Source organism: Pseudomonas sihuiensis (genome assembly GCF_900106015.1).
GTDB lineage: Bacteria > Pseudomonadota > Gammaproteobacteria > Pseudomonadales > Pseudomonadaceae > Aquipseudomonas > Aquipseudomonas sihuiensis.
The window spans coordinates 4,281,995-4,301,169 of the sequence record NZ_LT629797.1 but is presented as its reverse complement, the minus strand read 5'-3'; the positions used below and the strand labels follow the sequence as shown (position 1 = coordinate 4,301,169).

The window sequence follows — 19,175 nt, the reverse complement described above, 5'->3', positions numbered from 1 at the left end:
AACGTGCATGCCCAGCATCAACCCCAACCGCGAGGATTTGCTGGCGTTCGCCGAGCGCATGCCCAGTGATACACCGATCCTGATGCTCAATCTGCTGCGTTTCAACAGCCAAGCTGCGTACGGCGCAGACAGTCCCCATGCGCCCTGCAGCGGGCGCGAAGCCTATGCGCGCTACAGCCGCACCGCGCTGAGCAAGGTCCGTGGGGTGGGTGGTGAGGTGCAGGTGATGGCAGACGTCCACCTGGCGCTGATCGCACCGAAGGAAGAGCAGTGGGATCTGCTTCTGCTGGTGCGCTATCCCTCGTCAGCAGCCTTTTTGAGCATGCTCGCGGACCCCGAATACCAGGCCGCCACCGTTCATCGCAGCGCAGCGCTGGCCGACTCTCGGCTGATCGGCACCACGCCTAGCTGAGCTCTATCCTGCCGCCTGCAGATTGAGCACCAGTAACCGCGCTGCAGTTTCGGCGTCCGGCTGACCGTCGTAGTTGGCCGGGCGATACTTCATCTGGAAGGCGGCAATGACATTGCGCGTCGCCTCATCCAGCTCACCGTGCTGCGGCACCGTGTAACCGTTTTGCGCCAACTGCTCCTGGAACCACTGCACGCTGGGCAGGCTGGTGCTGAACAACGCCTGTTGGCGCGCCACGGCGTCCTCGTTCGGCCAGGGCGCCAGGCCCTCGTCGGCCAGACGCTTCCAGGGGAACAATGGGCCCGGATCGACCTTGCGCTGCGGCGCCACATCGCTGTGCGCGATGATCGAGCCCAGCGGTAGCTGGTGACGCTTGACGATGTCCTTGAGCAGCACGATCAGGGTATCGATCTGCTGCGGCGCGAAGGGTTGCCAGTAGCGCCCCGCCGGCGTCTGGTAGTAGCCCTGGTTGACCAGCTCGATGCCGATCGTGGTGCTGTTGAGCCAGGTGCGCCCCTTCCATTCGCTGACACCAACGTGCCAGGCGCGGCGGTTCTCGTCCACCAGGCGGTAGACGGTCGGCGGTGCATCACCGATCAGATAGTGGCTGCTCACCTCGGTCTGCGTCAGCAGATCGAGCGAGCGTTGCAGGTCAGCGGAGGTGTAGTGCAGCACGACGTATTGCACACGGCTGTTCTGACCGATCGCGGTGTGACTGTCATCGATACGTAGACCACCGGTGCAACCGGCAAGCAGAACAAGAACTAGGGCAAGGCAAAGAGACTTCATGCGTGACCGAATACGCTTTGCAGGTTGTCCAGCAGCATGTCGACGCTGAGCATGATCAACAGCATGCCCATCAATCGTTCTACCGCCATCAACCCGCGATTACCAAGAAAACGCTGCAGGAACGAAGCCTGCAACAGAATGAATGCCGTCGCCGCCCAGGCCAGGATGACCGCCAGGTAGAGCTCCCAGAGCGGCCCGGTGTGGGTGTTGCGCAGAGTCATCAGCACCGCAAGCGCTGAAGGTCCGGCGACCGCCGGCGTGGCCAACGGCACCAGCATCGGCTCGCCATCCGGCACGTCGCCGAGCAGGCCCTGCGGGCTGGGAAAGATCAGGCGCATGGCGATGACGAACAGGATGATACCGCCGGCAATCGCGGTTGCCTCGCGTGACAGCCCGAGGCTGGTGAGGAATTTGTCACCAAAGGTGAGGAACAGCAGCAACAGGCCAAGGGCGAACAGCAGTTCGCGCGCGGCGATCCACAACCGTCTGCGCGGCTCGACGTTCTTCAGCGCGGCAATGTAGATGGCGATATTGCCGAAAGGGTCGGTGACCAAAAAGATCAGCACGGCAATGCTGAAGATGTCCATGGGCGTCTCCGGTGGCTAGTGCGCATAGTCTAGGGCCTTAGGGGGTCGCCTCGCGAGTCGGGGCCACGGTCAGATTCGAGCATCTTCAGCGCGCGTGGAAATTTTATGACCATTAGCGCCGTAATGGTTCCAGGAAACAACACTCGAAAAAATGTATACAAAGTAGTAGCCAATGTGACAACAAAATGTCTACATTGACCGCACAAGAACAACAGCGAGTAGCTTTCCCCATGACCTCCACCACCCAGCGCCCCGAGGACGAGAACCTCGGCCTCGGCTCCAATCTGCTCTACGGCCTGCAGCACGTACTGACCATGTACGGCGGCATCGTCGCGGTACCCCTGATCGTCGGCCAGGCGGCCGGTCTGTCGCCTGCCGATATCGGTCTGCTGATCGCCGCCTCGCTTTTCGTCGGTGGCGCTGCCACTTTGCTGCAGACCATCGGCTTGCCGTTCTTCGGCTGTCAGTTACCGCTCGTGCAGGGCGTGTCGTTCGCCAGCGTCGCCACCATCGTGGCGATAGTCGGCGCCAATGGCGGTGAAGGCGGGCTGCCGGTGGTATTCGGCGCGGTGATAGGCGCAGCGGCGATCGGGCTGCTGATCACGCCGATCTTTTCCAAGATCACCAAGTTCTTCCCGCCGCTGGTGACCGGCATCGTCATCACCACCATCGGTTTGACGCTGATGCCTGTCGCCGCGCGCTGGGCCATGGGCGGCAACAGCAGTGCAGCTGACTTCGGCAGCATGGCCAACATCGGCCTGGCCGCCTTCACCCTGACCACCGTGCTGCTGCTGAGCAAGGTCGGCAGCGCCACCATCTCGCGCCTGTCGATCCTGCTGGCCATGGTGATCGGCACTCTGGTGGCGGTGGCATTCGGCATGGCCGATTTTTCCAAGGTCAGCGAAGGGCCGGTGCTGGCCTTTCCGGCACCGCTACATTTCGGCATGCCGGTGTTCGAGGTGGCAGCGATCATCTCGATGCTGATCGTGGTGATGGTGATCCTGGTGGAAACCTCGGCCGACATCCTCGCCGTCGGCGACATCATCGACACCAAGGTCGACTCCAGACGCCTCGGCAACGGTTTGCGCGCGGACATGATCGCCAGTGTCGTTGCGCCGCTATTCGGCTCCTTCACCCAGAGCGCCTTCGCCCAGAACGTCGGCCTGGTTGCCGTGACTGGCGTGAAGAGCCGCTACGTGGTCGCCACCGGCGGGCTGATTCTGGTCACCCTCGGCTTGCTGCCGATCATGGGCCGAGTGATCGCCGCAGTGCCGACCTCGGTGCTTGGTGGTGCCGGCATCGTGCTGTTCGGCACCGTTGCCGCCAGCGGCATCCGCACCCTGGCCAAGGTCGACTACCGCAACAACATGAACCTGGTGATCGTCGCTACTTCCATCGGCTTCGGCATGATCCCCATCGCCATGCCCAGCTTCTACCATCACTTCCCGGCCTGGTTCGAGACCATTTTCCACTCCGGCATCAGCTCGGCGGCGATCATGGCGATCCTGCTCAACCTGCTGTTCAACCATTTCACCGCCGGCAACTCGGATCAGCAGTCGGTATTCGTCGCAGGCACCGAGCGCAGCCTGCGCTACCGCGACATCGCCGCCCTGCACGATGGCGACCACTTCATCGGCGGCAAGCTGTACGACGCTCAGGGCAACGAGGTGCCGCTGCAGGAGGAGGACGATCACGCGCCACGGGCACGAACCGCTGGAGCAACCAGCAGGGACCCGGCCGAGGCAACATCCTAGAAGGAGTGAGTGGTTCGTACGGGAGCCGCGGCGCCTGCCGCTGCGGCTCGACGTAGACGGGATCAGGCAGCCTGTTCGACTCGGTTACGCCCCGCGCCCTTGGCGCGATATAGCGCCTGGTCGGCACGTTCGAAGGTGACCTCGGTCGCCTCGCCATTGCGAAACTCGGCGATACCGGCGGAGAAGGTGATGGTCACCGGCTCACCCTTGAAGTGGAACGGGCAGGCCTCGATTGCCGCGCGCAGGGTTTCCAGAAGCTGGACACCTCCCTCCAGCGGCGTTGCAGGAATCAGCAGAACGAACTCCTCGCCACCAAAACGGGCAATGAAGTCGGTCTTGCGCAAACGCTTGCTGAGCTCCCCGGCGATGATCTTCAGCACTCGATCACCTGCCAGGTGGCCGTAGCCGTCGTTGATCCGCTTGAAGTGATCGACGTCCAGCACCGCCAACAACAGCTGGCCGCCATAGCGTTGGCGACGAGCAACTTCCAGGTCGAGACGCTCGCTCCAGGCGGCACGGTTGGGCAACCCAGTCAGGGGGTCCAGCAAGGACTTCTGTCGCTGCTCCTCGATATGCTCGCGAAATTGCTGCGCTTCCTGCTCCATCTCGGCGACACGCTTGACCAGGCCCTGCAGCCGCTCGGCCACGTCGTCTTCACTGCTGTCGCGCTGACGCTGATGACTGCTGACACTTTGCAAGAGCCCTTCCAGGCGCTGTTCCAGAGCCTGCTTGAGCGATTCCAGATCGGCAGCTTCCTGCACGCTGTTCTGCAGATCGCTGACCTGATCCCGCAGTTGCTGGTTGAAACTGCGCGCATTCTCCACTGACGCGCTGTAGCCCTCGTGCGCCTCGCTGAGGGTTTCGATGAAGGCAGCCAGGCGCTCGTTGAGTTGCTTGAGATAGCCGGCAAACTCGCGCTGGCCGCTATCGGTGACGGCAAGCACCAGCACGGCCAGATCATCCAGCACCGGCACCAGCTCGTACCAGTTGAGATTGCCCTCGAGTCGCAGGCGCAGCGCGTCACCCTGCGGCAGATGGCGCGCCGGCAGTTCGAGTTCGTCGAGCAGATTACGCAGACTGCTGGCGATATGCGGCGCCACCGCACTGTATCCGGGTTCGCTGCTGGGCAACGAGAACGGGCTGTCGCCGGCTTGCTCCTGCCGTACCAGACCCGGTGGCAGCGGCAGGCTATCGAGCACAGGCGAGAGGTCTTGGACCTGATGCCGGGCTGGCACGCTGGCCACGTTGGAGACACTGGGAGGTGGCTCGTTCGCCACCGCTACGGCCGCTGGCGTTGGCGTTGGCGTTGGCGTTGGCGTTGGCGTCAACTCTGCTGCGGGCTCCTCGGCAACGCCAGTGGCCTCGGCGACACTGCCCTGCGCCTGCGCAGTGCTTTCGCTGGTCTCGCCGCGCGAACCGAACAAACGCTGGAGCAGGCCCGGTTGCTCCTGCACCGGAGCCTGCAGAACGGTCAGCGCCTGCCCCTGCAGGTTGCTCAGCTGGCTGAGCAGCGCCGGCAGCAGATACTGATGAGTGGTGGCGTCCTCTAGCTGTTTGCCCAGCGATTTGAGCGCCTTGCGCACCTCACGGGGCGGCCGCAGGCGCTGCAGTTGCTCAATCAAGCTCGCCAACGCAGCCGCAGCCTCGCCGGCACGTTGCTGGCGGCGCTGCTCGGAATCCAGCACGGCCTTTTCCAGGCGCGGAATGAGATTGCCCAATGCTGCGTCCATATCGTCGCGACGAAGGATTTCGCGCATTTCCTGCATGCATTGATCGACCGCCTTGTCCGCGCCCTCGGCGGCCAGGCTGCTGCGCACCAGACCACGGCGCAGCAGATCCAGGCGCGACTCCCACCGGCGGTCGAGCTTTTCCTGCTGCTCCAGGCTACTCAGGTATTTGTCTTTCCAGCGTTGCGCGTCATCGCTCATACGGCTTACTCGGGAGATGGCGTGTTCAGCATAGGCATCTGCGCAACATTCTGTGTTTCCGGCAGGCGGATTTCCACGGCCACGGGAAGGTGATCGGAAATCGGCTGACTGAGCACATCGACGCGCCCCAGTTCGAGCTCGGAACTGAGCAGGATATGATCGAGACAGCGCTGCGGTCGCCAGCTGGGGAAGGTTGCCTCGACCTGCGGCGCGATCAGGCCGAGGTCGCGTAGCGGGGAGTTCTCCAGCAGGTCGACAGCATGGGTGTTCATGTCGCCCATCAGCACCAGGTGGCGAAACTCACTGACGCGCTCACGAATGTAAGCCAGTTGCCGCGTACGGGTGCGCGCACCCAGCGCCAGATGCATCATCACCACGCCCAGCGCGTGCTCGCCCTCACCGAGACGCAGGAAAATCGCACCACGCCCGGGCGGACCGGGGAGCGGATGATCTTCCAGCAGGGTAGGCCGCAAGCGGCTGAGCACGCCATTGCTGTGCTGGGCGAAGCGCCCGAGATTGCGATTGAGCTGTTGATACCAGTAGGGAAAGGCGCCCTGCTGGGCCAGGTACTCGACCTGATTGATGTAGCCCGAGCGCAGGCTGCCACCATCGACCTCCTGCAACGCCACCAGATCGAAGTCGGCGAGCAGATCACCGATGCGCTGCAGATTGCCGGCACGCCCGGCATGAGGCAACAGGTGCTGCCAGCTGCGGGTCAGGTAGTGGTGGTAACGCTGGGTGTTGATGCCGACCTGGACGTTGAAACTGAGCAGACGCAGGAGGCCGTCGGCTGGCCAGTAGGCCTGCGGCGAACAGTGCGGGTTGACCTGTGGATCGCACAGGCCAATCGCACGTGTCTTTCGCCAGCGGCGCAGCATGCTTCGCGCCTGCGGCCGCTTAGAGCGCGGCACGCTCCTTGGCGATCAGGTGATCAGCGACCTCGAGGGTCTGCTGCGGGCCACCGGCCGAGCCCAGGTCGAAGCGATACTTGCCACCGACGACCATCACCGGCACGCCAGTGATCTGGTAAGCCATGGCCAGTTTCTTGGCCTTTTCCATCTGGCCTTTGACGGCGAAGGAATTGAAGGTCTTGAGGAAGGCATCGCGATCAACGCCCTGGGTAGCGACGAAGTCGGCGAACTCTTCAGCCGAGGCCAGCTTCTTCTTCTCCTGGTGGATGGCGTTAAACACGGCGTCATGCACCTTGTGCTCGACCTTCATGCTTTCCAGGGTGATGAACGCCTGGCCATGCACGTTCCAGATGCCACCGAACAATGCCGGCACGCGCACGAAATTGACGTCTTCCGGCAGCTTCTCGACCCAGGGGTTGAGGGTCGCTTCGAACTGATAGCAGTGCGGGCAGCCGTACCAGAAAAGCTCCACCACTTCGACCTTGCCAGGCTTGGACACCGGCACCGGGCTCTTCAGCTCGACATACTGCTGGCCGGCTACCGGTTCGGCATGGGCAGCAAGGCCGAACAGGCTGCTGATCGCCAGAGCGGCGCCAAAAATCAGGTTACGCATGGGGGTACTCCTCGACTGGATAAGCGTCGCCCTAGTGGCGATTCGAGACTATGACTCGCTACCGCTGGGCCGGTTCCGCCCATTGTAGCCATGGCGTCTATGAAAAAGGGTGGCCGTGGCCACCCTTTGTCTTGCCAAAAGCAACAAGCCCTTGGTCTTTTGAGAATTTCGCGAGCTAGAGCCCTGCAAGGAAGAAACAGGAGAGGAACGGTCGGAGTCGCGGGCGACTGTACTTTTGTACACTCGCATGACTCGCTCCGCTCGCCCCTCCGGGGCCGCCCTGAAGGGCGTTAGCCGCAAGCGGCCTCCGATCCTGTTTCTGACGCCGCAGGGCCGACGCGCAGCAAATTATCAGTGCAGACCCTGGATGAAGCTGGATACGGCTTCGATATCCTTGTTGCTCAGCTTGGCCGCAATGGCACGCATGATCATCGCGTCACCGTCGTTGGTGCGGTCACCCTCGCGGAAGTCGGTCAGCTGCTTGGCCACGTACTGAGCGTGTTGACCACCCAGGTGCGGGAAGCCAGCGGCAGCCAGGCCAGCGCCATCAGGCGAGTGGCAACCGATGCAGGCCGGCATGCCTTCTTCCAGTTTGCCGCCACGGAACAGCGCCTCACCACGCTCGACCAGCTTGGGATCGGCAGCACCAACGCTCATCTTCTGACTGGCGAAGTAAGCGGCGATGTCAGCCATGTCCTGATCGCTGAGGTTATCCAGCATGCCGGTCATCTCGATCACCGGACGGGCACCGGACTTGATGTCGTGCAGCTGCTTGAGCAAGTAACGCTCGCCCTGACCGGCCAGCTTGGGGAAGTTTGGTGCAGGGCTGTTGCCATCGGCGCCATGGCAGGCAGCACAGACAGCGACTTTGCCCTGACCGGCTTCGGCATCGCCAGCAGCCTGTGCCACGCCAGTGAGGCCCAGGGTCAACAGCAGACTCACGAGTACTTTGTTCATCAGCTAATCCAATTACGGCTAAGAGAGAAAGGGTTATCGAGCGGGCTTACTCACTCGGTCATCAGCTTGATGACCGCCTGGTAATCCTCGGCCGAGCAGTCCATGCACAGGCCGCGCGGCGGCATGGCATTCAAACCATTGGTGACGCTCTGCACCAGTGTATCCATGCCCTTGGCCAGACGCGGCTCCCATGCGGCCTTGTCGCCCTTCTGGGGCGCCGTGGGAATCTGGCCGTTGTGACATACACCACAGGAACGGTCATACACAGCTTGCGGATCCTGAGCAGCATAGCCGTTGAACGACAACATCATAACGGCAGCAGCAAGCAGCATTTTCTTCATCAGATCAACCTCATCAGGGTTGGGAGCGTCCTGCTTTCTATCGAGCAGAGATGTAATCGCTCCCGGCAATTGGGTTCCTGCGGGTGGGACAAAGCGCACACAAAATCTGCGGCATTATATACTGGCAATACTGAAACGGAAACGACGCTCCCTGCCGCTCCCTCTGGAGTGCAGCAGGTGCGCGGAAATGTCGCAAGCCCTCGAACCACTGAACAGGAATCGAGGCATCCACCGGATACCCCCATGCTCCCGAAAAATCCCATCATCGGTCTGTGCCAGCAGGCCAGCTTCCTCATCAGTGCCGCCAAGGTCGACCAGTGCCCCGAGGACAGCGGCCTGGAGGTGGCATTCGCCGGCCGCTCCAACGCTGGCAAGTCGAGCGCGCTCAACACCCTTACCCACGCCAGCCTGGCGCGCACCTCGAAAACACCGGGACGTACGCAGTTGCTCAACTTCTTCCGCCTGGACGACGAGCGTCGCCTGGTCGACCTGCCCGGTTACGGTTATGCCAAGGTACCGATCCCGCTCAAACAGCACTGGCAGAAACATCTGGAAGCGTATCTGGGCAGCCGCGAGAGTTTGAGCGGTCTGGTGTTGATGATGGATATCCGCCATCCGCTGACCGAGTTCGACTGTATGATGCTGGACTGGTCGGTAGCCAGTGGCATGCCGCTGCATATCCTGCTGACCAAGGCCGACAAACTGGCTTTCGGCGCAGCGAAGACCACTTTGCTTAAGGTGCGCCAGGAAATTCACAAGCAGTGGGGCGAGGGCATCAGCATCCAGTTGTTCTCGGCGCCTAAGCGTATGGGCGTGGAAGAAGCGCAGATGGTACTGGCCGGTTGGTTGGATCTATTGCCGGAAGAGGATGAGGAAAGCGCTGAGGAGGAATGAGGCGCAGGGTGCGCTGTGCGCACCGAGATCGCAGGGAGTATTCGGTGCGCGCAGCGCACCCTACGGAGCGGCAGCCGCCCGTTTTGACTTGAAAGCGCATCAAAGAAGCCCTCTCCCGCCCTTCGGGCACCCTCTCCCATAAATGGGAGAGGGTCATCAGAATGCCGCTAGCGGCAGCTTTTTTTGGGCAAAAAAAACCCCGAGCTTCGTATGGGGAGGGAGAAGTTCGGGGTTCAAGGTCTGAACCGCTAGGGCGGGGTTCAGATGTCTGCCAACACTTAACACAACAAAGGAGCATTGAAGGGCTTAACGGCCATTCATGAACTCTGACCGGGTGGGTTTACAGAAAGTTCATCGCCGCCTTAAAAACCATTTGCAATAAGAAAGCGCCTTTTGATTCCCTGAAACCCAAAAGCTAAAGCGGCCGCGGCTTTACGCCGCGGCGACGGGGCTTAATGCGCTTCGTCCCAGTTGGCGCCGACACCGACTTCCACCAACAGCGGTACGTCCAAGTCGGCGGCACCACTCATCAGGCTCTTGAGTTTGGCGCTGACCTCGTCGATCAGTTCCTCACGCACTTCCAGTACCAGTTCGTCGTGCACCTGCAGGATGATGCGGGCGTCGATGCCGCTGTCCTGCAGCCAACCATCCACGGCGATCATGGCGCGCTTGATGATGTCCGCCGCCGTGCCCTGCATCGGTGCGTTGATCGCCGCGCGCTCGGCGCCCTTGCGCATGGCCTGGTTCTGCGCGTGGATTTCCGGCAGGTACAGGCGCCGGCCGTAGACCGTCTCGACATAGCCCTGCTCGGCAGCCTGCGCGCGGGTGCTTTCCATGTAGGTCAGCACCCCCGGGTAACGGGCGAAGTAGCGGTCGATGTAAGCCTGCGCCTCCTTGCGTTCGACATCGATCTGCTTGGCCAGGCCGAAGGCGCTCATGCCGTAGATCAGGCCGAAGTTGATCGCCTTGGCCTTGCGCCGCTGGTCGCTGGTCACCTCTTCCAGTGCCACACCAAACACCTCGGCAGCAGTAGCCCTGTGCACGTCCAGGTCATGGTGGAAGGCATCGAGCAGACCTTTGTCCTTGGCCAGGTGGGCCATGATGCGCAGCTCGATCTGCGAGTAGTCCGCGGCCATCAGCTTGTAGCCCTTGGGCGCGACGAAGGCCTGGCGGATGCGCCTTCCTTCGGCGGTGCGGATCGGGATGTTCTGCAGGTTCGGGTCGCTCGAGGACAGGCGGCCAGTAGCGGCCACTGCCTGGTGATAACTGGTGTGGATACGCCCGGTGCGTGGGTTGATCTGCTCCGGCAGCTTGTCGGTGTAGGTGCTCTTAAGCTTGCTCAAGGAGCGGTACTGCATCAACACCTTGGGCAGCTCGTAGTCCTGCTCGGCCAGCTCGGCGAGCACCGCCTCGGCGGTGGAGGGCTGACCCTTGGCGGTCTTGCTGATCACCGGATAACCGAGTTTCTCGTAGAGGATCACGCCCAGCTGTTTGGGTGAGGCAAGGTTGAATTCCTCGCCAGCGATTTCGAAGGCCTTGCGCTCCAGCTCCACCAGTTTTTCGCCCAGCTCGACACTTTGCTCGCCGAGCAGCTTGGCGTCGACCAGCGCGCCGTTGCGCTCGATGCGCGCCAGCACCGGCACCAGCGGGATCTCGATTTCGCGCAGCACCTTGGCCAAGGAGGGCACGGCTTCGAGGCGTCCCCAAAGCTCCTGATGCAGACGCAAGGTCACGTCGGCATCTTCGGCGGCGTAGGGGCCGGCCTGCTCCAGAGCGATCTGGTCGAAGGTCAGTTGCTTGGCGCCCTTGCCGGCGATGTCCTCGAAGCGAATGGTGCTGTGGTTCAGGTACTTCAGCGCCAGGCTGTCCATGTCGTGGCGCGTCGCCGTCGAATCCAGTACGTAGGATTCGAGCATGGTGTCGAAGGCCACGCCCTGCACCGTGATCGGTGTGCTGGCGTTGGCCAGGACGTTGATGTCGTACTTGGCGTGCTGGCCGACCTTGGCCTTGGCCGGGTCTTCGAGGATCGGCTTGAGCGCCTTGAGCACCGCGTCGCGGTCGAGCTGCTGCGGCACGCCCATGTAGGAGTGAGCCAGCGGGATATAGGCCGCTTCGCCGGCCTTGACCGCGAAGGACAGGCCGACCAGTTGCGCCTGCTGAGCGTCGATGCTGGTGGTCTCGCTGTCGAAGGCGATCAGCTCGGCCTGCTCCAGCTTCTGCAGCCAGGCATCGAACTGCGCCTGTTCCAGCACAAGCTGATAATCACCGATGCTTGCCGATGCGGGTTCAGCGGCCTCTTCGGCGGCTTCACCAGCAGGTTCGGCGAACAGATCGCCAGCCGGCGCAGCAGCCTTGGCCGCCAGCGCCTTGTTCTGCCGCAGCAGGTCGTCCAGCCAGTTCTTGAACTCCAGCTGGCTATACAGCTCGACCAATGCAGCCTGATCCGGCTCGCCGGGATGCAGCGAGTCGATCTCGATATTCAGCGGCACGTCGGTCTTGATGGTCGCCAGCTGATACGACAGGTAGGCCATCTCGCGGTGTTCTTCGAGCTTGGCCGGCAGGCCCTTGGCGCCGCGGATCGGCAGCTCGGGGACCTTGTCGAGGTTGGCGTAGAGCACGTCGAGACCGCCGCCAATGCCGACCAGCAGGCCGAGGGCTGTCTTCTCGCCGACGCCGGGCACGCCGGGGATGTTGTCGACCTTGTCCCCCATCAGCGCCAGGTAGTCGATGATCAGCTCAGGGCCGACACCAAATTTCTCCTTTACGCCATCAGCATCGTAGACGCTTCCAGTCATGGTATTGACCAGCGTAACGTGCGGGCAGACCAGTTGTGCCATGTCCTTGTCGCCGGTGGAGATCACCACGTCGCGCTTTTCCCCCGCCGCCTGGCGCGCCAGGGTGCCGATCACGTCATCAGCTTCAACGCCTTCGACGCACAGCAGCGGCAGACCCAGAGCGCGCACGCTGGCATGCAGCGGCTCGACCTGGACGCGCAGCTCGTCCGGCATGGAGGGCCGATTGGCCTTGTACTCGGCGAACAGCTCGTCGCGAAAGGTGCCACCCTTGGCGTCGAAGACCACCGCGAAGGGGCTGTTCGGGTACTGCTTGCGCAGGCTCTTGAGCATGTTCAGCACGCCTTTTACCGCTCCGGTGGGCATGCCCTTGGAAGTGGTCAGAGGCGGCAGGGCGTGGAAGGCGCGGTACAGGTACGAGGAACCGTCGACCAGAACGAGGGGAGCTTGGCTCATGCGCGGGATCAACCTTTTCGGCGGGTGCAGCGGTAGAATGGCTGCATCGGTGAACAACGAAGGAGCAAGATTATCATGGGTACGCTGAATCGCCTGTTGCTGGTCGGCCTGCTGGCCTGTCTTCCGCTTGCCGCGCATGCCGAGGATCCGGTCTCGGGTGATCCGGACGTGACCATCCGCCAGGACGGCGACCGCACCATTCAGGAATACCGGGTCAATGGCTTCCTCTACGCCATCAAGGTGATTCCGAAGAACGGTAAACCCTACTTTCTCGTTCGTGCCGATGGCAGCGACGGCAACTTCGTACGTTCGGACGATCCGGACATGCTGATCCCGTCCTGGGAAATCTTTAGCTGGTAAGTCATTAAGGTCTGATATGTCGGTATTCACCCCCCTGGAGCGTCATGAGCTCGAAGTCTTCCTGGCGCCCTACGGGCTTGGTCGGTTGCGTGATTTCCAGGGCATTGCTGCGGGCAGCGAAAACAGTAATTTCTTCGTCAGCCTGGAGCAGGGTGAGTACGTTCTGACCCTGGTCGAACGCGGGCCGGTGGCCGACCTGCCGTTCTTCATCGAATTACTCGATGTGCTGCACGATGCCGGCCTGCCGGTGCCCTACGCCCTGCGCACGCAGGATGGCGAGGCGCTGCGCCGCCTGGCGGAGAAACCGGCGCTGCTGCAGCCCCGACTTTCCGGCAAGCATGTGCGCGAGGCCAACGCGCATCACTGTCAGGAAGTGGGTAGCCTGCTGGCCCGCATCCACCTGGCGACTCGCGAACAGCCGGTGGAACGTCGCAGCGACCGCGGCCTGGACTGGATGCTCGCCGAAGGTCCGAGCCAGGCGCTGAAGCTTGATGAACAGGCGTTACCGCTACTGCGTGATGCGCTGGCCGAGATCGCCGAGCTGAAGCCACGCATCCTCGCCCTGCCGCGTGCCAACCTGCATGCCGACCTGTTCCGCGACAACGTGCTGTTCGACGGCAACCACCTGGCCGGAGTGATCGACTTTTACAACGCCTGCTCTGGGCCGATGCTCTATGACCTGGCGATTACCCTGAACGACTGGTGCTCGCAGGAAGACGGCAGCCTCGATGGCGCTCGTGCCCGTGCGCTGCTCGGCGCTTATGCGGCGCTGCGGCCCTTCAGCGCTGCCGAGGCTCAGCTGTGGCCAGCCATGCTGCGCGTGGCCTGCGTGCGTTTCTGGCTGTCACGTCTGATCGCCGCCGAGTCGTTCGCCGGGCAGGAAGTGCTGATTCATGATCCGGGCGAATTCCAGCGGCGCCTGGCACAACGTCAGCAGATCAACCTGCCGCTGCCGTTCGCGCTGTAGCGGGATCGACGCGTTTCGTAGGGCGGGTTGACCACCTGTCACGCCGTTTGAGACGCCCGCTGTGCCTGCAGCGGCGTCACCCACCGTCGGCGCAATGCCATCCATCACCTGGTGGGTTACGCGGCGCACTGCCCTTATCTGCGTTTGCAATATTGGCGTTCGGCGCCGCTAACCCGCCCTACGCGTCGGCGTCCGTAGCCCGGATGAAATCCGGGAAATGCTGTGCCATGCAACCTGGGTGATGGTGGTGCGTAGGCGCCCCCCAGCGGATCAGCTACCCGAAACCAGTCCGGGAAGTTGCGCCGCCAGCTTGGTGTTGTTGATCGGCGCGCGGATGAAACCGCGCTGGGTACCATCCGGGCCGATGATCACCAGATTGCCGCTGTGGTCGACGGTGTAGTTTTCCTTGCTGGTGTCAGCCGGGATATAGGGAATGCTCACCGAGTTGGCAAATTTCTGCAGGGTTTCCTCTTCGCCGGTCAGGCCTTTGAAGCCGGCATTGAAGAAGCCCAGGTACTTGCTCAGTTGCTCCGGTGTATCGCGATGCGGGTCGACGCTGACCATCACCACGTTCAGCCGTGCGCGAGTTTCTTCAGGCAGCTGAGTCTGCAGTTGGCGCAGCTGGGCGAGGGTCGCCGGGCAAATGTCCGGGCAGAAGGTGTAGCCGAAGAACAGCAGCGTCCAGTCGCCCTTGAGCTGATCCACCGCGACCTCCTTGCCGTCCTGATCGATCAGGCTCAGCGCTGGCAGGCTGCGGTTCTGCGGCAGCAGGACGATACCGGCATCGAGCAGTGCCGCCGGGTCACCCTGGCTTTTGCTGTTGAGCACCTTGTTGACGGTCAGCCCCAGCACCAGGGCCACGATGGCGACAAGAACGAAAACCGTTGTGTGGGTACGCGTCATGAAAAACCTTAGATATTCAGCAGCAGATAGTGATCCGCCAGCAGCGCGATAAACAGCAGGAACAGATACCAGATACTGTACTTGAAGGTGTTGATCGCCGCGTGCGGTTTGCTGTCACGGTACAGCACCCAGGCCCAGTGCAGGAAGCGGCCGCCCAACAGCAGGGCGCAGACCAGGTACAGCGGCCCGCTCATGTGAATGGCGTAGGGCAGCAGGGTCACCGCGAACATCACCAGGGTGTAGAGCAGGATATGCACCTTGGTGTAGTGCTCGCCATGGGTCACCGGCAGCATGGGGATGTCGGCCTTGGCGTATTCGGCCTTGCGGTGGATGGCCAGGGCCCAGAAGTGCGGCGGCGTCCAGGCGAAGATGATCAACACCAGCAGCAGCGGCTCGGCACTCAGGTGACCGGTGACGGCGACCCAGCCCAGCAGCGGCGGCGCGGCGCCAGCCAGGCCACCGATAACGATGTTCTGCGGCGTGGCACGCTTGAGAAAGCCGGTGTAGATCACCGCATACCCAAGCAATGAGGCCAATGTCAGCCAGGCGGCCAGCTCGTTGGTGAACACCATCAGCAGGCTCATGCCGGCGATGGCCAGCAGCAGCGCGAAGGCCAGCGCCGCCACCGGCGAGACCCGCCCGGCTGTGACCGGACGCTTGTGCGTGCGCGCCATGATCGAGTCGATACGCCGATCCACCACGTGGTTGACCGCCGCCGCCGCGCCAGCGCAAAGGCCGATGCCGAGGTTGCCGAACAGCAGCACGGTCCAGGGCACACCGGCACGGGTGGCGAGGAACATGCCGACCAGCGAGGTGATCAGCATCAGCATCACCACCCGCGGTTTGGTCAGCTCCAGATAATCACGCCAGGTGGCGTGTTCGGAGTGAGCTCGCAGCATTGTCGCCATGGCATTGCTCCTTGATTCGTTATTTACCGGCCTTGAACCAGACCGTTGGAAACCAGAGTCGTGCGCCTGCCTGCCAGACCGGATGCTTCGCGAGTCGTCGCAGAAACAGTCCTCAGGCGATAGTTAATCAGCACCATAACCAGCAGCAGAGCAGCGCCACCTGCGTTGTGCGCCACCGCCACCAGCAGCGGCAGATGGAAGATCACGTTGCTGATGCCCAAGCCAACCTGCAGGGCCAGCGCCAGCAGTAGCAGACCGGCCAGGCGCGGTAGCTTGGCAATGCGCAGTTGCCAGGCCAGTGCCAACAGCGCCAGCGTTACCAGCAGCGCCCCGATGCGATGGCTCATGTGAATGGCGGTGCGCGCGTCGCTGTCGAGTTGTCCGCCCAGGTAGTTGGGGCCGATGTGCTGGGTCAGGTGAAAACCCTTGCCGAAATCCATCGTCGGCCACCACTCGCCATGACAGGTAGGCAGGTCGACGCAGGCGACGGCAGCGTAGTTGGAACTGACCCAGCCGCCCAAGGTGATCTGCCCGATCACCAGCAACAGGCACGCCGCCGCCAATGTCCGCAGGCGTCCTGGCAGCTGCAACGGGGCGAAGCGTCCAGACAGACGCAGAGTGAGCAAGGTCAACAGACTGAGCGTGGCGAAACCGCCGAGCAGATGAGCTGTGACCACCTGCGGCCACAGCTGCAGGGTGACCGTCCACATGCCGAATGCGCCCTGCAGGATCACCAGCGCCAGAATCGCCAGCGGCAGCTTGAGCGGCTGGGTGGGCTCCGCGCGACGGCGCACGGCCTGGGCAGCGATGACGAGAATCACCAGCCCCAGGGCGCCGGCGAAGTAGCGATGGATCATCTCGTACCAGCCCTTGGCGACCTCAACCGGGGCCTCGGGAAAACGTGCTTCGGCGATGGCCTGCTTGTGCTCGCTCATCGGCACGCCGAGAAAGCCGTAGCAACCCGGCCAATCCGGACAACCCAGACCGGCATGGGTCAGTCGGGTGTAGGCACCTAGCAGCACCACCACCACGGTCAGGAGGGTCGCGAACAACGCTAGACGGTAACCGGGCTTGTGCATGTCTACTCCTTGGGCACTGGGCCTGACGCTCTGTCGATATGGACAGAGCGCGGCGTCAACCGATCAGGGAAATTTTCAGCAGGTAGCGCAGATCATCGAGAATGGCCTTGCCCTTGCTGCCGGCCGGATAGCGCAGCACCAGGTTGCCGTGTGGATCGACCAGCCACAGCTGTGCACCCGGTAACGCCTCGGCGGCCTTGTCGTAGGCCTGCAGATCCAGCTGATAGCGTCCAAGCTGCGGGTACTCGCGCTTGAGCGTGGCGTCGTACTCGGCCGGCAATGGTTCGGCCAGCGCCAGGCCGTGACTGGCGCGGGCAGTCTCGCGGTTGAGACCGATCTGGATCTGCCGCGCCAGGTAAACCAGCTGCTGACAGTCGGCCTCACATGCGCCGGGCGCTGTCACCAGAATCTGCCACAGCGGCTCCACCTCACCCTGCACGCCGAGATCGGCCAGGGTGCGCCCATCGCCGATCAGCACGCCGTGGTAGCTGCGCGTCTCCGGCACCCAGAAGCGCCACTGGTACATGGCGCTGGCCAGGAACATCGGGCCGATGGCAATGGCCAGGATCAACAACAACTGCAGGCGCCCACGCCCCTTGCGCGGTGCCTCAGGCATGGCGATGGCTGGGTTCATGACGACGCTCCCGTGCATTGTGAATTCCGAGATAGATGAACAGACCAAGCAGCGCGGCAGCCAAGGAGAACCACTGCACCGCATAGCCCAGATGCTTGCTGGGACTCATGGCCACGATTGGCCAGTCGACGCGATAACTGGCCGGCCCGGACTCCAGGCGCACCTCGAAAGGCAGGCCACCACGGCCCAGCTGGCGCCAGAGGCTGTCGGCCTCGACCTGCGTGATCAGGCGCGGCCAGCCTTCGGATGCCGCGCCGGATCGCAAATTCAAACCGCCAGAAGGCGCCACGTAGACCCAGGCCGTGAGCTGCAGCATGCCGTCGGGCGTATCGAAGTGCGGCGGCGTGCGCCGGTCCGGCCAGGGTAGCCAGCCACGGTTGAGCAACACCCAGAGGCCGCTGGACTGATCGTAAAAAGGCTGCAGCAACTCGACACCGGCATGACCATCACGAATGCGGCTGTCCAGCAGCAGGCTGTGCTCGGTATCGAAGTGCCCACGCAGGTGAACGCGGCGGTAGGCGGGGTCCGGCATGGGCTCGAGTTGCTCGAGACTGATCGGCTCGGCCTGGCGCCGCGCCTCGAAGCTGGACAATAGCTGACGCTTCTCATCGCCACGCTGCAGCTGCCAGAAGCCCAGCCAGAGCAACCCCGGCAGCAGCAGGGCAACCAGCACGCTGGGCAACCAACCGGGACGGAAGGCGCTCATTGCGCCCTGCCGTTACGATCGGGGTTGCTGGCTATACTGCAATGCATCACGTCAATCCCCCGGAGTCTCACATGCTCAAGGCCGCGATCGTCCTCATGCTGCTGGCAACCATCGCCAGCCTGTTCAGCGGCCTGTTCTTCCTGGTCAAGGATGAGGGCCATGGTTCCCGCGTGGTTGGCGCGCTGACTGTCCGTGTCGGCCTGACCGCCATTACCGTTGCCTTGGTCGCCTGGGGCTTCTACTCAGGGCAACTGGTGTCCCACGTTACGTGGTAGCCCCCGCTACAGTACGTAGACGAAGACGAACAATCCCAGCCAGACCACATCGACGAAGTGCCAATACCAGGCGGCCGCCTCGAAGCCGAAGTGCTGATCGGCGTCGAAATGCCCGCGCGTGATGCGCACCAGCATCACGATCAGGATGATGGTGCCCAAGGTCACATGCGCGCCGTGGAAGCCGGTGAGCATGAAGAAGGTGGCGCCATAGATGCCCGAACCCAGGGTCAGCCCCAGCTCGGTATAGGCCTCGATGTATTCCTCGACCTGAAAGAACAGGAACGCCAGGGCGAGGACGATGGTCGCCGCCAGCCAGGCCTTGAGCGGGCCACGGTGGTTCTTCTTCAGCGCGTGGTGAGCCAGGGTAATGGTGAAGCTGGATGACACCAGCAAGATGGTGTTGACCAGCGGCAGGTGCCAGGGGTCGATCACCCCGGTTGGCGGCGGGAACAGCTTGGAGTCGGGGTTCTGCAACAGCGGCCAGCTGTATTCGAAACCTTCCCAGAGCATGTTGGCCACGCCCTTGTCACCCTCGCCGCCAAGCCAGGGGCCGGCCCAGGTACGGATATAGAACAGGGCGCCGAAGAAGGCGGCGAAGAACATCACCTCGGAGAAGATGAACCAGCTCATGCCCCAGCGGAAGGAGCGGTCCATCTGCGCGCTGTACAGACCGCTACGACTTTCCTTGATGACGTTACCGAACCAGCCGAACAGCATCCAGGCCAGAATCAGCCCGCCGACGAAGAAGATCAGCGGTCCGTTGGAACCTTCGCGGCCTGCCGACAGATCGTTGAACCAGGTACCGACACCGTAGAAGCTGACCAGCAGGCCGATAGTGGCGACGATGGGCCACTTGCTCTGCGCCGGTACGTAATAGTTCTCGTGACTTTCGTGACTCGACATTGTTGTTCT

At 62.7% G+C, this 19,175-nt stretch carries 20 protein-coding genes; 6 read left to right on the top strand and 14 right to left on the bottom strand.

Annotation, left to right across the window (positions count from 1 at the left end; translation table 11 throughout):
* Window positions 1–7: 7 nt before the first annotated feature.
* The gene (locus BLT86_RS20250; protein WP_092379166.1) at window positions 8–412 is read left to right on the top strand and encodes a DUF1330 domain-containing protein; all 405 of its coding nucleotides are present in this window, start codon (window positions 8–10) and stop codon (window positions 410–412) included.
* A gap of 3 nt (window positions 413–415) precedes the next feature.
* Here BLT86_RS20250 and BLT86_RS20245 read toward each other — a convergent pair whose 3' ends face one another.
* Together BLT86_RS20245 and BLT86_RS20240 are read right to left on the bottom strand one after the other, a co-directional pair.
* Window positions 416–1,198: an N-acetylmuramoyl-L-alanine amidase gene (locus BLT86_RS20245; protein ID WP_092379163.1), complete on the bottom strand. Its 783-nt coding sequence runs from the start codon at window positions 1,196–1,198 to the stop codon at window positions 416–418.
* Complete coding sequence (locus BLT86_RS20240; protein WP_017676425.1) at window positions 1,195–1,785, bottom strand: MarC family protein; 591 nt, start codon at window positions 1,783–1,785, stop codon at window positions 1,195–1,197. Before BLT86_RS20240 ends, BLT86_RS20245 begins: the two co-directional genes overlap by 4 nt.
* 230 nt (window positions 1,786–2,015) lie before the next feature.
* On the opposite strand from BLT86_RS20240, the gene BLT86_RS20235 reads away from it, so the two are divergent.
* Window positions 2,016–3,539, top strand: coding sequence for a nucleobase:cation symporter-2 family protein (locus BLT86_RS20235; RefSeq protein WP_017676424.1), 1,524 nt, complete (start codon window positions 2,016–2,018; stop codon window positions 3,537–3,539).
* 62 nt (window positions 3,540–3,601) lie between these two features.
* Here BLT86_RS20235 and BLT86_RS20230 read toward each other — a convergent pair whose 3' ends face one another.
* From BLT86_RS20230 to BLT86_RS20210, 5 genes are all read right to left on the bottom strand, one after another.
* Window positions 3,602–5,467 carry a GGDEF domain-containing protein gene (locus tag BLT86_RS20230; protein WP_092379160.1) on the bottom strand — a complete coding sequence of 622 codons (1,866 nt, stop codon included), beginning with the start codon at window positions 5,465–5,467 and terminating at the stop codon, window positions 3,602–3,604.
* 5 nt (window positions 5,468–5,472) lie between these two features.
* Entirely contained in the window at window positions 5,473–6,345 is an 873-nt protein-coding gene (locus tag BLT86_RS20225) for an endonuclease/exonuclease/phosphatase family protein (protein WP_092379157.1), read from the bottom strand.
* Window positions 6,346–6,364: 19 nt separating this feature from the next.
* On the bottom strand, window positions 6,365–6,991 hold the full coding sequence (locus tag BLT86_RS20220) for a thiol:disulfide interchange protein DsbA/DsbL (RefSeq protein WP_092379154.1): 627 nt from the start codon (window positions 6,989–6,991) through the stop codon (window positions 6,365–6,367).
* Window positions 6,992–7,342: 351 nt separating this feature from the next.
* On the bottom strand, window positions 7,343–7,948 hold the full coding sequence (locus tag BLT86_RS20215; RefSeq protein WP_092379151.1) for a c-type cytochrome: 606 nt from the start codon (window positions 7,946–7,948) through the stop codon (window positions 7,343–7,345).
* A gap of 50 nt (window positions 7,949–7,998) precedes the next feature.
* Window positions 7,999–8,289: a c-type cytochrome gene (locus BLT86_RS20210; RefSeq protein ID WP_004423033.1), complete on the bottom strand. Its 291-nt coding sequence runs from the start codon at window positions 8,287–8,289 to the stop codon at window positions 7,999–8,001.
* Between the two features lie 243 nt (window positions 8,290–8,532).
* Here BLT86_RS20210 and yihA point away from each other — a divergent pair, with 243 nt between their 5' ends.
* Entirely contained in the window at window positions 8,533–9,183 is a 651-nt protein-coding gene (yihA, locus tag BLT86_RS20205) for a ribosome biogenesis GTP-binding protein YihA/YsxC (protein ID WP_072423674.1), read from the top strand.
* A gap of 452 nt (window positions 9,184–9,635) precedes the next feature.
* Here yihA and polA read toward each other — a convergent pair whose 3' ends face one another.
* Window positions 9,636–12,431, bottom strand: coding sequence for a DNA polymerase I (gene polA / locus BLT86_RS20200; RefSeq protein WP_092379149.1), 2,796 nt, complete (start codon window positions 12,429–12,431; stop codon window positions 9,636–9,638).
* Between the two features lie 75 nt (window positions 12,432–12,506).
* Between polA and BLT86_RS20195 the strand changes: the two genes are divergently transcribed.
* Complete coding sequence (locus BLT86_RS20195; protein WP_090431415.1) at window positions 12,507–12,791, top strand: DUF2782 domain-containing protein; 285 nt, start codon at window positions 12,507–12,509, stop codon at window positions 12,789–12,791.
* 16 nt (window positions 12,792–12,807) lie between these two features.
* A complete protein-coding gene (locus BLT86_RS20190) occupies window positions 12,808–13,758 on the top strand; it encodes a homoserine kinase (RefSeq protein ID WP_092379146.1) in 951 nt (316 codons plus the stop codon).
* Between the two features lie 270 nt (window positions 13,759–14,028).
* On the opposite strand, the gene BLT86_RS20185 is transcribed toward BLT86_RS20190, so the two are convergent.
* Genes BLT86_RS20185 through BLT86_RS20165 form a run of 5 tightly spaced genes read right to left on the bottom strand, consistent with a single transcriptional unit; the run spans window position 14,029 to window position 17,988 of the window.
* A complete protein-coding gene (locus BLT86_RS20185; protein WP_059390951.1) occupies window positions 14,029–14,661 on the bottom strand; it encodes an SCO family protein in 633 nt (210 codons plus the stop codon).
* 8 nt (window positions 14,662–14,669) lie between these two features.
* Window positions 14,670–15,569, bottom strand: coding sequence for a heme o synthase (gene cyoE / locus BLT86_RS20180; protein WP_021487550.1), 900 nt, complete (start codon window positions 15,567–15,569; stop codon window positions 14,670–14,672).
* A gap of 23 nt (window positions 15,570–15,592) precedes the next feature.
* Window positions 15,593–16,648 (bottom strand): COX15/CtaA family protein, encoded by a 1,056-nt coding sequence (locus tag BLT86_RS20175; RefSeq protein WP_059390953.1) that lies wholly within the window; start codon window positions 16,646–16,648, stop codon window positions 15,593–15,595.
* Window positions 16,649–16,703: 55 nt separating this feature from the next.
* Window positions 16,704–17,282, bottom strand: coding sequence for a hypothetical protein (locus tag BLT86_RS20170; RefSeq protein WP_021487548.1), 579 nt, complete (start codon window positions 17,280–17,282; stop codon window positions 16,704–16,706).
* On the bottom strand, window positions 17,257–17,988 hold the full coding sequence (locus tag BLT86_RS20165; RefSeq protein WP_059390954.1) for an SURF1 family protein: 732 nt from the start codon (window positions 17,986–17,988) through the stop codon (window positions 17,257–17,259). The genes BLT86_RS20170 and BLT86_RS20165 overlap by 26 nt, the downstream gene beginning before the upstream one ends.
* 71 nt (window positions 17,989–18,059) lie before the next feature.
* On the opposite strand from BLT86_RS20165, the gene BLT86_RS20160 reads away from it, so the two are divergent.
* Entirely contained in the window at window positions 18,060–18,263 is a 204-nt protein-coding gene (locus BLT86_RS20160) for a twin transmembrane helix small protein (protein ID WP_021487546.1), read from the top strand.
* Between the two features lie 6 nt (window positions 18,264–18,269).
* On the opposite strand, the gene BLT86_RS20155 is transcribed toward BLT86_RS20160, so the two are convergent.
* Complete coding sequence (locus tag BLT86_RS20155) at window positions 18,270–19,166, bottom strand: cytochrome c oxidase subunit 3 (protein WP_021487545.1); 897 nt, start codon at window positions 19,164–19,166, stop codon at window positions 18,270–18,272.
* Window positions 19,167–19,175 lie beyond the last annotated feature (9 nt).